Origin of the sequence: Nocardioides caeni, assembly GCF_004912195.1 — a bacterium.
Lineage (GTDB): Bacteria > Actinomycetota > Actinomycetes > Propionibacteriales > Nocardioidaceae > Nocardioides > Nocardioides caeni.
Genome location: NZ_STGW01000002.1, coordinates 421354 through 435285, shown reverse-complemented (window position 1 = coordinate 435285; position 13932 = coordinate 421354). Strand labels below are relative to the sequence as shown.

The following is a 13932-nucleotide window of genomic DNA, read 5'->3' as shown; positions in this document are numbered from 1 at the left end:
TTGAATGCGAGCGATGACTCGCGTCACCATGGTTTCATGACGACGACCGCCCCCGTGGGCCCGGACGCCCGGGCTCCGCACGCGTTCCCCACCCGCTTCCGCGCCGCCGAGGAGCGCAGCCGCCGACTCGGGCGCCCGCTCAAGGCATTCGGCCGGATCAAGGAGGTCGACGATGCGCTGATGCAGCGCATCGGCCGCGCGATGCTCGAGCGCGACGAGCTCGGCGCCGCCCTCGCCGCAGCGATGAGGCGCAAGGCCGGCGAGCCCGGCCGGGTCACCATGGCGCAGTTCCGCGCCGCGCTCGAGGGCGGCCTGTGCGCCGTACCCGAGGCGCCGGAGGCGCTCACCGCGTTCTTCGCCGGCGTCGAGGCCGAGCCCGACTGGCTCGACCGCGACCTGCTCGAGCGAGGCGCGCGGATCTTCGCGACCTACGGCCAGAACGCCCAGGACGTGCTGCTGCAGCTCTCGCTCGTCGGCGGCTATCGCTTCGGCGGTCCGACCGACCTGCTCGTCGCCACCGGCGGGCTCACCGGCGGGCAGACCCTGCGCCGGCTCGGCGAGACCCAGAAGTGGGGAGCGAGCCTCACCCGCGTCGGCGGTCTGGACCGGCCTGCCGATGGTCGTCCCGGCGGGGAGGCGTGGCGGCTCACCGTGCACGTGCGCGCCATGCACGCCCTCGTCAACGCGAGCTTCGAGGGCCAGTGGGACACGGCGCGGTGGGGGCTCCCGATCAACCAGGCCGACCAGGCCTCGACCCTGGGGCTCTTCGACGGCGTGCTGCTCCTCGGCGCCCGCGCCCTGGGCGTGCCCGTCTCGAAGTCGGACTCGCGGGCCGTCATGCACCTGTGGCGCTACGTCGGCTGGCTGATGGGCGTCGACGAGGACTTCCTCGTCGACGACGAGTGGGAGCGGCACCGCATCGACTACCACGTGCTGCTCGCCCAGGACGCCATCTCCGAGGCGGGCCCTGCTCTCGCGCAGGCCGTCGTCGACGCGCAGGCCGAGCGGCACTACCCGGGCTGGCCCCGGCCGCTCCAGCCGCTGCGGGCCCGGTGGGAACGCGAACGGCTGCTCTCCATGCTCACGCTCTTCCTCGGCATCGAGAGCATGCGGGAGCTCGGCCTGCCCCTGCGCCCGCCGTGGGCGCACACCTACATCGTGGGGCTCAACACCGTCCGCTACCGCGTGCTCGGCCGGCTCCCCGGCGGTCGTGGCCGGCTCGAGCAGTGGGGCCACCGGCGGGCGCAGTGGCTGCTCGACAGCTACTTCAAGGGCGACAAGGAGGACGTCGGTCAGCTGCGCGCCTGATCAGGGCGTGAGGCCGAGGTCGGCGAGGGTCGTCGGGAGTGCCTGCGAATCACCCGGACGCCAGCCGCTCCAGACCAGGAAGCCGCACCCGGTGTCGGAGAATCGCATCACGTCGCTGTGATCGGTGCCGACCACCAGGTAGGACGGTGCGTCCTCGGGAGCGGTGCACTCACTCTCGTCATCGGCCGTGGGGTCCTGGACGAACTCCTTCGCGGAGCGCCACGCGTCGTTGAGATCGGCCAGCTGCGCATCGCTCAGGGGTGCCACCTCTTCGCCGTCGGGCGTGCAGAGGACCGCAGCGACGAGTTGTTCGCGGCCCGGGCGGGCAGCGTCGGGAACGCTGCCGCGACCGGCGCAGGGGAGGGGACCGCTGAAGGGATGGCTGTAGGTCAGGTCGTCCCGCTGTCCGTCCAGCGCTGCGAGGTAGGCGGTGCCGAGAGCCCCGCCGTCGATCTCGCGACCCGCGACGGAGATCGGCGAGCACATCGCCGTCGGCAGGAGGACGGAGCGGCCGTCGTCGAACGTGAGCTGCAGCGACTGGCGCGAGTTGACGACGCTGATGGTGGCGCACCGCTCCGGGTCGAAGGTCTCCGCCACGTCGACCTGCTCCCCGAAGCGGTCGGACTGGACCAGCGCATCCATGCTCGCGAGCACCTGCCCCTTCTCGTCGACCGACAGCAGCGGTCCGGCGGTGGCGTCCAGATCGGGGCAGATCCGGACGCTGGCCAGCCCGTCGAGACTGTCGACGGCCCACACGGCGTCGGGCAGCTCGGGCAGGGTGGCGGGACAGGTGGGGGCGTCGTACGGCGCCGTGGTCGCCGTCGTGTCGTCACGCGCGGCGGGGTCCTGGCCGCCGAGCAGGCCGACCCCGGCGACGGTGGCGCCGACGGCGAGTACCCCGCCGACGGCCGTGGCCGTGCGGCGCCGGGTGCGGGCCGTGCGGGCGTCGCGGGCCAGGCGCGCGGCGTCGAGGGTCGGGGCGTCGTCGGGCACGGCCGCCGTCAGCAGGTCCCGCAGCTGCGGGTCGTCGGTGCCGTGGGTGGTGTGGCTGGTGTGGTCAGTCATGGGTGTCCTCCAGGAGTCCGGATGTGCGGAGGGTGCGGAGTGCGCGGGAGGTCTGGCTCTTGACGGTGCCGACGCTGATGCCCAGCGCGGCCGCGGTCTGGGCCTCGGTGAGGTCGTCGAAGAAGCGCAGCACCACGACCGCGCGCTGGCCGCGCGGCAGTGCGGCCAGGGCGACGAGGACGTCGCGGCGGATCCCGCCGTCCACCGGCGCAGCGGCGGTCTCGGGCAGCTCGCCCGTGGGCAGCTCGCCGTTCCACCGGCGCCGCCACCAGTCGGTGTAGGTCGTCACCATGGTCTTGCGGACATAGGTCTCGACCGCCTCGGGGGCGATCCGGGACCACCGGCCCCAGCACTTCATCAGCGCCGTCTGGACGAGGTCCTCGGCCTTGTGCCGGTCGCCGGTCAGCAGCCAGGCGCTGCGCCACAGCGCGGCGCTGCGCGCGGCGACGTACTCCTCGAACGTCGGGCCTGCGTCCACCCGTGGCTCCACCACGGTCACAGCCTCACTCATCCCCACCACCTCCAAGGGCAAGGACGGGCTGGGCGCGCCGGATGGTTGTCGGTGTCCTGTGGGAGATTGCGGACGTGGCGAAGAAGACCCGACCCGACGTGCCGCCGGAGATGCTCGCCCGGCTTCGCGAGATCACCGCGACGCTGCCCGAGTGCGTCGAGGAGGACGCCTGGGTGGGAGTGCGGTGGCGGGTCGGGACGTCGACCGCGACGGTGGCGCACGTCTTCGGCGGGGAGGACCAGCTCTTCCGGATCACGTTCCGCGCCGAGCCCGACGAGGTCATCGCCTTCGCCCACCTGGGTGAGCCCTACTTCCGCGGCGAGTGGGGCGTCAACGTCGTCGGGATGCTGCTCGACGACGACACCGACTGGACGGAGGTCCGTGAGCTGATCACCGACTCCTTCTGCCTGCAGGCGCCGCAACGGCTCGTCGACCTGGTCGACCGGCCCGGCTGAGTCGAGGCCGAGGTCAGCCCTCGGCGGAGCGCCGCCAGCCCTCGGTCTCGCCGGTCTCCTCGTCCATGACCGCCCAGCTGGGGATGATGAAGACGCCGGTCGCCTCGACCGCGATCCCGTCCGCGTTGCCGATCGACGCCTCGACGAAGACCTTGCGGCCGACCTCGTTGGCGACCCGGCAGTCGATGCTGATCGGGCCGAGGGGCAGCGGTCGCAGGTAGCGCAGGGTCAGCGTCCCGGTCATCGTCAGCCGCTTGAACTGGCTCGCGGTCTCGCCCATCACCTGGTCCATCAGCAGTGCTGACACGCCGCCGTGGACCATCCCCGGAGGCCCCTCGTACGCCGCCCCGAGCGTCACCTCCGCGTGGGCCGTCTCGGCGTCGTCGGCGTGCACGATCACCAACGGCGGCGCGATCGCGTTGCGCTGGCCGATGACAGCGTTGCCCCAGCCCCAGGACCGGCCCTCGCGGTTGTAGCGGACGCCCGCCGGGCCGGGGATCTGGGCCGTGCGGAGCCGCGCGGTGAGGAGGTCGAGCTCGGCGCGGACCGCGGCGATCTCGTCGTCGTCGACCGTGGTCCGGATGGTGGCGTCCACGAGCTCGCGGACGCTGGCGGCCAACCCGCCGGTGACCGCCTCGCGGTGGTCGACCTCCGCGGTGGGGATGTCGACCTCGGAGAAGTGGACCTGCCCGACCGTCTGCTCTGCCATCTGCCGGCCTTTCTGGTGAGGGTCCGGTGACTCCGGCAGCCTCCCACAGGCTGGTCACCTGATCAGTACGGTGTCCGGCATGAGCGACGAGCTGACAGGGCCGGCCGAGGTGGCCGTGCGGACGATCCGGGCCGAGCGGACCCTGATCATCGGGCTGGACCGGCCGGGCAAGCGCAACGCGATCAACGGCGCGGTCACCCGCGGGCTCGACGAGGCCCTCAACCTCCTCGAGGACGACCCCGACCTGTGGTGCGGCGTGCTCACCGGTGGGCCCGCGTTCTTCTCCGCCGGTGCCGACCTGGCCGAGGGCCCGGGGGAGCCGACCGAGCGGGGCGGCATCGCCGGGATCATGTCGCGGGTGCGGCCCAAGCCGCTGATCGCGGCGGTCGAGGGCTTCGCGCTGGGCGGCGGCCTGGAGCTCGTCCTGTGCTGCGACCTGGTCGTCGCGTCCCGGGAGGCCGTCCTCGGCTTCCCCGAGGTGAAGCGGGGCCTGATGCCCGACTTCGGCGGCGTGTTCCGCGCGCCGCGGGTGCTGCCCGCCAACGTCGCCCGCGAGATGCTGCTGACCGGCGAGCCGATCACCGCCGAGCGGGCCGAGCGGCTCGGCTTCGTCAACCGGCTGGTCGACCCCGGCGCCACCCTGGACGTCGCGCTCGGGCTGGCCGCGACGGTCACCGGCAACGCGCCCCTCGCCGTGCGCGAGTCGCTGGCGTTGACCCACGCCGAGATCAACGGCGACGAGAGCGCCGACTGGGCGGCCAGCCATGCCGCGCACGAGCGGCTGCTCGCCTCGGAGGACGTGGCCGAGGGCGTGGGGGCGTTCTTCGAGCGCCGCGAGCCGGTCTGGCGGGGGCGCTGACCGGATCCGCTGGTCGTTACTCGGAGCAGCCGACGCCGGTGAGGTCGCCGTCGACCTGCCGGGGACCCTGGGCGAGCGGCCCGGAGCGCAGCGAATGGGCCGAGCAGTAGTAGAAGCTCAGGTTGGCGTCGCGGTCGAGGGTCACCGGCCGCCACTCGCCGCCGCCCACCGGCTCGAGGTAGCGCAACGTCGTCCCCAGCAGCGCCTCGGTGCTGGGCGCGTGCTTGAGGTAGCGGTCGAGGAAGGCCTGCACGTAGGAGCTCGTCAGCGCCTGGCCGTGCCGGCTGGCCGGCAGCACGAGCGGGATGTCGGTGTACTCCAGGTGGGTCGAGGCCCGCGGTACGACGAGCATCGCGTCCTTGCCCGCGGCGAGCCAGTCGTCGTAGCCGGTTGCGCGCTCGCGCGTCGGCACCGGCAGGCCCGGCGCGGGCAGCAGGGTCGACCCGCCGCTCAGCAGGGCGGGCGACACCGTGAAGCCGTACTCGGACTGCACGGCCAGCGCCGGGACCTCGGGAACCACGTCGGCCGGCTGGCCCTCAGCACCCTCCTCGCCCGGACCCTGCAGCTTGTCGAGCGCGACGACCGCAGCGACGCGCTCGTCGGTGCCCTGGACCTGCGACACCGCGGCGGCCCCCAGGGAGTGCCCGATGATCGCGATCCGGCCATCGCGGCCGGGGGTCGCGCTCCGCGGGTCGGGTGAGCGGTCCAGCCGGTCGAGGTACGGGTTCGCCTGCGAGAGGAAGAAGTCGAGGGCGTCCTCGGTGCCGGTCGTGAAGTTGGCCAGCTGCTGGAACGGCACCCCCGGGCAGCCGAGGAGGTTGCCGTCCACCGGCTCGGCGAACGGGTCGCACGACGGGAGTGCGCCGTGGTTGACGTGCGGCAGGGTCTCGCTGGTGCCCTGCCCCTGCACGTCGTAGGTCAGCACGACGTAGCCCCGCTCGGCGAGGTCCTGGGCCAGCCAGCTGTACATCCCCTCGGACCCCTGGACGGACCCGGGCGTGATCACCACGCCGGGGAACGGGCCCTCGAGGACCGCGCCGGTGTAGGGGTCGCGACGCCCGGGCCTCGGGGCGTGGACGGTGCCGCGCAGCAGCGCGCCGTAGCGGTTCAGGAAGCTGACCCGGGTGGAGACACCGCGGGTGCCGTTCCAGCCCGCGCGCAGCGGGTTGCCGACGTTCCAGCCCGGCACCAGCTGGCCCGCGCTGAGGACCGGCCGGGTCGGGGTCGCCACCTGGGTGAGGAGTTGCGTGGTCGTCAGCAGGGTCGCCTCACGGATGAGCGCCGGCAGGTAGCGGGGGTTGGCGAGCTGTCCGCCCGGGCCGGTGATCCGGCCGTAGGCCGCGGCGAGGTTGGCGACGTCGCGCGCGAGGTACGCCGGGCTCCCCGGCTGCGGGTCGCCGGCGCCGTCCGCCTCGGCCGTCGTGGTGGTCCCGACGAGAGCGAGGACGGTGAGCAGGGCGGCGGCGAGGCGGGAGGGGCGCACGCAGGATGAACGACGACTGCGCGAGCCGGTTATGTCGCCGCGCGCAGCCCTGCCGCGAGCGACCCCACGGCCTCCGTCGCCTCCCGCATCAGCCCGGCGAACAGGTGCGACACGTGCCAGTGGCCGTCGAGGAGCTCGTAGGACACGGTGACCCCGGCGGCCTGCGCGGCGTCGACCAGGCGCTCGACGTCGTCGCGGATGATCTCGTCGGAGGCGGCCTGGACGACCAGCGGCGGCAGGTCCCGGAGGTCGGCGAAGAGCGGTGAGGCCTCGGGGCGACGGCGGTCGGCTCCGGCGTACTGCGCCGCGCAGCGCTCGAGCCAGGCGCGGGTGAGGAGCGGGTCGTCGACCGTCTCGTCGAGCCCGGTGAGACCGAGGTCGACCCACGGTGAGATCAGCCCCAGGGCACCCGGCGGGGGAAGGCCCTCGTCGCGGGCCCGGATCGCGAGTGCCAGCGCGAGTCCGCCGCCGGCCGAGTCGCCGGCGACGACGATGTCATGTGGCGTGAGGCCGCTGTCGAGGAGCGCCCGGTAGGCCGCGGCCGCGTCGTCGATCGCCGCGGGACAGGGATGCTCGGGGGCGAGCCGGTAGTCGAGCAGGTGGGCCTCGGCGCCGAGGCTGTCGGCGAGGTGAGCGGTCACGGCACGGTGGGTCACCCGCGACCCGACGGTGTAGCCGCCACCGTGGAGGTAGAGCAGGGCGTGCCCGTGCCGTGACGCCGGCGTCGTGATCCGCTCAGCCGGCACGCCCCCGAGCGCGACCGGCTCCCTGGTGGTCCCGGTCGGAAGTACGGCGACACGTGTCAGCGCATCGATGATGGTGCGCTGACGCGGCGGCTGGAGCCGGGTGCCGAGGACGGGCTTGACCGTTCGGCGGACGAGGGCGCGGACGAGGGACCGGGGCAGGTTCACGTCGTCATCCCATCAGACGGGCCACGGGGTGCGTCCAGTGCTTCGAGACCAAAGATCTCCAGCCAGGCCAGGCAGATCTCGAGCATCGTGGCGCGTGCCGCCAGGCGCTCACCCAGCTGCTCCTCGATGCGACCCAGGCGATAGCGGACCGTGTTGGGGTGGATGAAGAGCGCCTCTGCCGTCGCCTCGACGTTGAGGCCGGAGCGCAGGTGGGTGAGCGCGGTGTGGCGCAGGCCGTCGTCCCCGCGCGCCCCGGTGAGCAGTCCGCCGAGCTCGCGGCGGACCATGGCGCGGGCGAGCTCACCCTCGCCGATGAGACCGACCAGCTCGACCTCGGCGTAAGTGTGTGCCGGAGTCTGCGCTCGACGACCGATCCGCTGGGCGGCGACGGCTTGCAGGTGACTGTCGCGGAAGGCCGCGGGACCGTGGCAGGGCCGGCCGAGTGCGAGGTGCAGGCCGGTGTCGTCCAGCAGGTCGGCGATGGCCTCGAGGTCGACGCCCGGTGCCTCGGTGGTCGCGACCCATCCCCACAGCTCTCGGCTTCCCGCCAGGGTGGTGAGTGGACGGGGCAGACCGAGACGTTGGCACACCTGCAGGGCGAGGTCGAAGAGCGGGGCACCGCCGTCCGAGGTCGACGGTGCGGACAGCACGAAGGCGGTCTGCCAGGACGTGAGCTTGTGCCCCAGCACCCGCTCGCTGTCGGTGCTCGGCGCCGTGCCCGCGACGAGTGCCTCGATGGTCTCCGAGCGGCGGGCCTGCGCGCCCTCGGCGAGGGAGGCGCGCTCGCGGGTGTAGTGGCCGATGAGCTGCTCGACGGAGTCGTCGATCCACTGCTCGGCCCGCAGCCACAGCGTCAGCAGAGCCTCGTCGCGGGCCAGACCGTCGGGCAGGTGACCCGGTTCGGTGTGCTCGGCGACATAGCCGAACACCGTCTTGTTGGCGACGCGATAGACCTTGAGCAGCACGCTGATGTCGAGGTGACGGCGCGCGATGGACAGGCTGAAGGCGATGGCCGCCGACGGCAGCGCGAGGCGGTAGTCGTCGGCGAGCCCGACGAGGAAGTTGCGCCAGTGCTCACGCGTCGAGGCGTGCAGCTCCTCGACGAGGATGGGGTCCGCGGCGATCTCCGGGATGCCCTGGAGGATGTCGGCGTCGACGCGTCGGACGAAGTCGTCGACCTCGCCCGGGCGCAGGGCGGACTGGACGAAGTCCTGCAACCACACCTCGACGGGCGCTGGTGCGGTCATCGGCAGACTCCCTTTGGGTGTTGAAACATGCTCGAGCCAGTTCACGCCCGATCGCGCCGGGCGTTCTTGGAGAACGGCACAAGTTTCCTACAGGCTGTGTGGTGGCCATCACAAGCGCCGCGGCCGTTGGCGCGACGAGCATGGTGGGACCGGAGGCACGCCGGCCCGACGAGAGGATGACCATGCAGGAGTTCGACTACATCGTGGTGGGCAGCGGCTCGGGCGGGGCCGTGCTCGCCGGACGGCTCACCGAGGACCCCGGCACCTCGGTGCTGGTGCTCGAGGCGGGCGGCCGGAGCCGGCCCAACATGAACGTCCAGATCCCCGCTGCCTTCGCCAAGCAGTTCCACACCAGGCTCGACTGGGACTACACCTCCGAGCCCGAGCCGCACCTCGACGGTCGCCGGATCTATCAGCCGCGCGGCAAGATGCTCGGCGGCACCAGCGGCATGAACGCGATGATCTACATCCGCGGCAACCGGGCCGACTACGACGGCTGGGCGAAGGCCGGCGCGACCGGCTGGTCCTACGACGAGGTCCTCCCGCTCTTCCGCCGCATGGAGACCAACAGCCGGGGCGCGAGCGAGTTCCACGGCGCGTCCGGTCCGCAGCACGTCGAGGACGCGCCCGACCCGCGGGAGGGGTCGCGCCGCCTGGTCGAGGCGATGGCCGAGGTCGGTATCGGCCGCACCGACGACTTCAACGGCGCCCAGCAGGAGGGCGCCGGCATGTATCAGCGGTTCACGCGCCGCGGCCAGCGCTGGACGACGTACGACGGCTACCTCGCGCCGCACCGCCGCCGGCCCAACCTCACCATCACCGCGGGCGCGCACGTGCACCGCGTGCTCATCGAGGACGGGCGGGCGACCGGCGTCGTCGCCCGGGTGGGCAACCAGGTCCGGACCCTGCGAGCCAAGCGCGAGGTCGTCCTCGCGGCCGGTGCCTACAACAGCCCGCAGCTGCTGATGCTCTCCGGCATCGGCCCGGCCGACCACCTCGCCGAGCACGGCATCGCGCCGGTGGTCGACAACCCCCACGTGGGCGCGCACCTGATGGACCACCCGATGTATCTCGTCAACTGGGACAGCAGCCACCGCGACAACCTGGCGTTCGCCGAGAAGCCGGCGGAGCTGGTGCGCTACCTGGCGCGTCGCAAGGGCATGCTGACCTCCAACATCGGCGAGGCCGGCGCGTTCTTCCACACCAGCGTTGCCGACGACGCGCCCGGCATGCAGATGATCGGCGCCCCGGCGTACTTCTGGGAGCACGGCGCCGCCGAGTACGACGGCCAGGCGATCGCGATCGGCCTGTCCATGGTCGGCGCGCGCTCGGAGGGGACGGTCCGGCTCGCCTCGAGCGACCCGGAGAAGGCGCCGCGGATCTGCAACAACTACTTCGAGCACCCCGACGACATGACGTCGATGATCGACGGGATCGAGCGGGCGCGCGAGGTGATGGGGGCCCGGGCCATGCAGGGCTTCGCCAACCACGAGATCCACCCCGGGCCGTCGTACGGCAGCCGCAAGGAGCTCGAGGCGGCGGTGCGCCGTGGTGTCGAGCACACCTACCACCCGTCCTGCACCGCCCGGATGGGCACGGAGGAGGACGGCGTCCTCGACGCGTCGCTGCGGGTCCACGGCGTCACCGGCCTGCGGGTCGCCGACACCTCCGCGATGCCGAGGGTCACCCACGGCAACACCCACGCTCCCACCATGCTGATCGGCGAGAAGGCCGCGGACCTCATCAAGAGCGGAGCCTGACATGAGCCACGACACGTCCACCGAGACGATTCCCCAGCGGGCGGAGGCGATCGCCACCGCCGCCCGGGCCGGCGCGAAGGCGTGGTCGGGCGTGGGTCTGGCCGAGCGCCGCGCGCTGCTGCAGCAGTTCGCCGGCCTCGTCGAGGAGCACGCCTCCGAGTGGGTCCGGATCGCCACGGAGATCAAGGGCCTCACCCCCGGCACGCCGCCGGTGGGGGAGGAGTGGATCTCCGGTCCGTGGGCCACGCTCTACTACGCCGGCCACCTGGCGCAGACGCTGGTGAGGATGGAGCAGGGCGGTGCGCCGACCGACGGCTTCGACATCCGGCCGGTCCCGGGCGACCGGGTCGCGGTCGAGGTGCTGCCGCACTCGGTCTGGGACCGACTGCTGCTCTCGGGGTTCTCGGCCGAGGTGTGGTGCGAGCCCGGCGTCTCCGCCGACGAGGTCCGCTCCACCGCCGGCCTCGGCCTGCGCGAGCCCGAGGCCGTGCGCGGCACGTGCGTCGTGCTCGGCGCCGGCAACATCTTCTCGATCGCCCCGCTCGACGTGCTCTACGTCCTCTACGCCGACAACCGCTCGGGCGCGCTCAAGCTCAACCCGGTCACCGACCGCCTGCTGCCGGTCCTCGAGGCGATCTTCGCGCCGTTCATCGAGCTCGGCGCGGTGCAGGTCTTCACCAGCGACCTCGAGCTGGGGGCTGCCGTGATCGCCCACGACGGCATCGACGCGGTCCACATGACCGGATCCGAGGCCACGCACGACGCGATCGTCTGGGGGGCGGGCGCGGAGGGTGCGGCCAACAAGGCGGCCGGCACGCCCGTGCTGCGCAAGCCGATCACCAGCGAGCTCGGCGGCGTCGCCCCCGTCATCGTCGCGCCGGGCCGGTGGTCGAAGCGCGACCTGGAGTTCCAGGCCCGCCATGTCGCCACCATGCGCCTGCACAACTCCGGCTCCAACTGCGTCGCCGGCCAGGTCGTCGTCCTCAGCAAGGACTGGAAGCAGAAGGACGAGTTCCTCGCCGCGCTGCGCCGCGCGTTCGCCGACGCCCCGGCCCGACCCGCCTGGTATCCCGGCACCCCCGGCCGGATCGACGCCGCCCGCAGCGGCGCGACGCCCTTCGAGGAGGTCGGTGGTACGCCGGAGCGCACCCTGCTGCCGACTCTCGACCCGCGCGAGGACGAGGCGGCGTACTCGATGGAGTTCTTCGGTCCCGTCCTGGGCGTCACCGAGCTGCCCGGCACCGGCGCGGAGTTCCTCGGGCAGGCGATCGACTTCGCCAACGACCGCCTCCGCGGCACCCTCGGCGCCAACATCGTCATCCACCCGCGGGACCTGAAGGCCGTGGGGGAGGACCGGTTCGAGCAGCTCCTCGCGGGGCTGCGCTACGGCACCATCGCGGTCAACGCGTGGACGGCGGTCGGCTACCTCTCGCCGTTCGCCACGTGGGGCGCCTTCCCCGGCCACACCCCCGACGACATCCAGTCCGGCCACGGCGTCGTCCACAACGGCCTGCTGCTCCAGCGCCCCGAGCGCACCGTGGTCCGCGGTCCCTTCCGGCCGTTCCCGCGTTCCTGGGCGACCGGCAGCATGGCGCTGACGCCCGTCCCGCCGTGGTTCGCGCACAACCGCACCGCCCACATCACCGGTGAGCGGCTCGTGCGCTTCTCGATCGCGCCGGGCTGGCTGAAGCTGCCGAAGGTGTTCGCCTCCGCGCTGCGGGGCTGAGAGGCGGGGCCGGACCGGCCCCGCCTCGGCGGATGGTCGACGACAGGCTCAGCGGCCCGGCTTGACCCGCAGCTGCGTGCTGACCGCGATCGCCGCGCAGGTCGCCATGCCGCTCCGGCCGTCGGCCAGCACGACGTCGACGGTCGCGAGGAAGGGGGTCACGGTGCGCCGCTCGGTGAACCCGTCGGCGGACTCCACGACCCGCTGGGCGGGGCCGGAGCGCCGCAGCGCCAGGTCGACGTGGGCGGTGGTGGTGGCCTCGCCCGACCCGAGGTCGACGACGTCCGCCCCGACGGTGCCGCGGCGACCGACGAGCCGCAGCTCGCCCACCGCCTTCTCCGCCGTCTCGCCGTGGTCGAGGACCACCTCGACGAGGACGTCCGGCAGCCGGCCGCTGAGCCGCACCTGCCCGTCCGGCAGTCCCTCGACGTCGCAGATGTCCGAGCCGAAGTCGCGGTCGGCGGTGACGTAGGCGGTCGGGTTCGTCGTGCGGAGGTCGAAGGCCGTGATGTCGCCGTTGCACGCGCCCTCGCCGAGCTCCACCGAGCGACCGTCGTACGTCGCCGAGACGCCGGTCAGCAGGAGGTCGGCGAACGTCGTGGTGCCGCGGGTCCAGCGATTGCCGTCGCGCTCGTGGACCGGCTGCGTCGTCCGCTCGCCCGTCGCCGCGTCGGCCCCGATGGTGAAGGTGTGCGCGCCGATCGGGACGGTCGCGGCGAAGGTGTCACCGAACTCCCATGACGTTGACGTGCCCTCGTCGTAGCCGCCGTCGATGGTCTCGATGAAGGCGCTGACGCCGCCCTCGGCGCCGTCGGTGGTGCCGCTGCCGGTGAGGAAGAGGGTGTCGCCGCCGGCCAGCGCGGTGACGCAGCTGACGCCCCAGTACTCGGCCTTGATCGAGGTCGGCGCGGCGGCCGTGGCGGGGCCGGCCAGGGCGAGCACGGCGGCGGCCGCGGTCACGGCGGCCCCGGTGGTGAGGGTGCCGGTGATGATGGTGCGAGGGGTGCGGGTGCGCATCGTGGTCTCCTGGTCGCTGGTGTCAGGGTCTCTACGCCCGGCTCCGTCGCCCGGTTGCATCGCGGTCGGGAGTTCTCGCTGGGACGCGCTGGGGTGGCGGGGGAGGATGGCGGCGTGATGCATGAGCGCTGGGTCTCGGGGGTCGTCCTCCTGGCCTGCATCGCGGGGTTCATCGGCGTCGTCCTCGTCGGGCCGACCGACGAGATGGCCGCGCTGCGGCGGGTCCTCGGGATCGGGGAGGACCGGCTCGCGGACCCGGCCGACGTGGAGCCCGGCGGCACCTACGCCTTCCTCCAGTACCAGCCGGGCGACGAGGACGACCCGGTGACGTGGAGCCCGTGTCGCCCGATCGAGTTCGAGATCAACCCCGACGGCGCGCCGCAGGACGACGACGGCGCGGTCGAGCTCGTCCGCGACGCGGTCAGCGACGTCGCCTCGATCGCCGGCCTGCGGTTCGACTACCTCGGCACGACGGACCGCCGGCCGAGATGGGAGGACAGGTTCCTCCCGGCGGGTCGCCGCGAGCCGGTGCTGATCGCGTGGGCGGACGCCGGCGAGGTGCCCCTGCTGTCCGGTGACGTCGCGGGCGTCGGCGGCGCGGTCGCCGTACGACGAGGGTCGGTGCGCGGCCTGCACTACGTCACCGGACAGGTGACCCTCGACAGCGACGCCTTCGACGAGATCGACCTGCGCGTGAACGGCGACGCCGAGCAACGGGCGATCATCCTCCACGAGCTCGGCCACCTCCTCGGGCTCGACCATGTCGACTCCGAGGAGGAGCTGATGTATCCCGACAACCTCGGCCGGCTCGAGTTCGGGACGGGTGACCTCAACGGCCTGGTCCGTCTCGGCCAGGGGGAGTGCTGACGGCTTCGATCACG

Annotated in this window: 13 protein-coding genes; 6 read left to right on the top strand and 7 right to left on the bottom strand. The window is 73.0% G+C overall.

From position 1 onward, the window contains the following. Positions 1 to 36: 36 nt before the first annotated feature. A complete protein-coding gene (locus E9934_RS05820; RefSeq protein ID WP_136561899.1) occupies positions 37 to 1308 on the top strand; it encodes an oxygenase MpaB family protein in 1272 nt (423 codons plus the stop codon). Here the strand turns inward: E9934_RS05820 and E9934_RS05815 are convergent, their stop codons facing one another. Then, complete coding sequence (locus E9934_RS05815) at positions 1309 to 2373, bottom strand: hypothetical protein (RefSeq protein ID WP_136561898.1); 1065 nt, start codon at positions 2371 to 2373, stop codon at positions 1309 to 1311. Next, positions 2366 to 2884, bottom strand: a complete 519-nt coding sequence (locus E9934_RS05810) for a SigE family RNA polymerase sigma factor (protein ID WP_136561897.1) — start codon at positions 2882 to 2884, stop codon at positions 2366 to 2368. The genes E9934_RS05815 and E9934_RS05810 overlap by 8 nt, the downstream gene beginning before the upstream one ends. Before the next feature lie 74 nt (positions 2885 to 2958). On the opposite strand from E9934_RS05810, the gene E9934_RS05805 reads away from it, so the two are divergent. Further along, positions 2959 to 3339, top strand: coding sequence for an MmcQ/YjbR family DNA-binding protein (locus E9934_RS05805; RefSeq protein ID WP_238694790.1), 381 nt, complete (start codon positions 2959 to 2961; stop codon positions 3337 to 3339). A gap of 13 nt (positions 3340 to 3352) precedes the next feature. On the opposite strand, the gene E9934_RS05800 is transcribed toward E9934_RS05805, so the two are convergent. Beyond that, positions 3353 to 4048, bottom strand: coding sequence for a PaaI family thioesterase (locus E9934_RS05800; RefSeq protein ID WP_136561896.1), 696 nt, complete (start codon positions 4046 to 4048; stop codon positions 3353 to 3355). Positions 4049 to 4127: 79 nt separating this feature from the next. Here E9934_RS05800 and E9934_RS05795 point away from each other — a divergent pair, with 79 nt between their 5' ends. After that, the gene (locus E9934_RS05795; RefSeq protein WP_136561895.1) at positions 4128 to 4907 is read left to right on the top strand and encodes an enoyl-CoA hydratase-related protein; all 780 of its coding nucleotides are present in this window, start codon (positions 4128 to 4130) and stop codon (positions 4905 to 4907) included. A 16-nt stretch (positions 4908 to 4923) separates the two neighbouring features. Here the strand turns inward: E9934_RS05795 and E9934_RS05790 are convergent, their stop codons facing one another. From E9934_RS05790 to E9934_RS05780, 3 genes are read right to left on the bottom strand one after another with little or no spacing between them, the layout of a single operon-like run. Continuing rightward, complete coding sequence (locus tag E9934_RS05790) at positions 4924 to 6390, bottom strand: alpha/beta fold hydrolase (RefSeq protein WP_238694789.1); 1467 nt, start codon at positions 6388 to 6390, stop codon at positions 4924 to 4926. Between the two features lie 29 nt (positions 6391 to 6419). After that, positions 6420 to 7301 (bottom strand): alpha/beta hydrolase fold domain-containing protein, encoded by an 882-nt coding sequence (locus E9934_RS05785; RefSeq protein ID WP_202977205.1) that lies wholly within the window; start codon positions 7299 to 7301, stop codon positions 6420 to 6422. Beyond that, positions 7298 to 8548, bottom strand: a complete 1251-nt coding sequence (locus E9934_RS05780; RefSeq protein ID WP_136561894.1) for a PucR family transcriptional regulator — start codon at positions 8546 to 8548, stop codon at positions 7298 to 7300. Before E9934_RS05780 ends, E9934_RS05785 begins: the two co-directional genes overlap by 4 nt. 182 nt (positions 8549 to 8730) lie before the next feature. Between E9934_RS05780 and E9934_RS05775 the strand changes: the two genes are divergently transcribed. Next, entirely contained in the window at positions 8731 to 10308 is a 1578-nt protein-coding gene (locus tag E9934_RS05775; RefSeq protein ID WP_158294936.1) for a GMC family oxidoreductase, read from the top strand. Position 10309: 1 nt separating this feature from the next. Beyond that, the gene (locus tag E9934_RS05770; RefSeq protein WP_136561892.1) at positions 10310 to 12034 is read left to right on the top strand and encodes an aldehyde dehydrogenase family protein; all 1725 of its coding nucleotides are present in this window, start codon (positions 10310 to 10312) and stop codon (positions 12032 to 12034) included. 48 nt (positions 12035 to 12082) lie between these two features. On the opposite strand, the gene E9934_RS05765 is transcribed toward E9934_RS05770, so the two are convergent. Further along, positions 12083 to 13051 carry a hypothetical protein gene (locus E9934_RS05765; protein WP_136561891.1) on the bottom strand — a complete coding sequence of 323 codons (969 nt, stop codon included), beginning with the start codon at positions 13049 to 13051 and terminating at the stop codon, positions 12083 to 12085. A 117-nt stretch (positions 13052 to 13168) separates the two neighbouring features. Here E9934_RS05765 and E9934_RS05760 point away from each other — a divergent pair, with 117 nt between their 5' ends. Then, a complete protein-coding gene (locus E9934_RS05760) occupies positions 13169 to 13918 on the top strand; it encodes a matrixin family metalloprotease (RefSeq protein WP_238694803.1) in 750 nt (249 codons plus the stop codon). Positions 13919 to 13932 lie beyond the last annotated feature (14 nt).

What these genes read in the sequence shown, in the direction of transcription:
- E9934_RS05820 (WP_136561899.1), top strand. Translation starts at nt 37, where the DNA reads ATGACGACGACCGCCCCCGTGGGCCCGGACGCCCGGGCTCCGCACGCG.
- E9934_RS05815 (WP_136561898.1), bottom strand. Translation starts at nt 2,373, where the DNA reads ATGACTGACCACACCAGCCACACCACCCACGGCACCGACGACCCGCAG.
- E9934_RS05810 (WP_136561897.1), bottom strand. Translation starts at nt 2,884, where the DNA reads ATGAGTGAGGCTGTGACCGTGGTGGAGCCACGGGTGGACGCAGGCCCG.
- E9934_RS05800 (WP_136561896.1), bottom strand. Translation starts at nt 4,048, where the DNA reads ATGGCAGAGCAGACGGTCGGGCAGGTCCACTTCTCCGAGGTCGACATC.
- E9934_RS05795 (WP_136561895.1), top strand. Translation starts at nt 4,128, where the DNA reads ATGAGCGACGAGCTGACAGGGCCGGCCGAGGTGGCCGTGCGGACGATC.
- E9934_RS05780 (WP_136561894.1), bottom strand. Translation starts at nt 8,548, where the DNA reads ATGACCGCACCAGCGCCCGTCGAGGTGTGGTTGCAGGACTTCGTCCAG.
- E9934_RS05775 (WP_158294936.1), top strand. Translation starts at nt 8,731, where the DNA reads ATGCAGGAGTTCGACTACATCGTGGTGGGCAGCGGCTCGGGCGGGGCC.
- E9934_RS05770 (WP_136561892.1), top strand. Translation starts at nt 10,310, where the DNA reads ATGAGCCACGACACGTCCACCGAGACGATTCCCCAGCGGGCGGAGGCG.
- E9934_RS05765 (WP_136561891.1), bottom strand. Translation starts at nt 13,051, where the DNA reads ATGCGCACCCGCACCCCTCGCACCATCATCACCGGCACCCTCACCACC.
- E9934_RS05760 (WP_238694803.1), top strand. Translation starts at nt 13,169, where the DNA reads ATGCATGAGCGCTGGGTCTCGGGGGTCGTCCTCCTGGCCTGCATCGCG.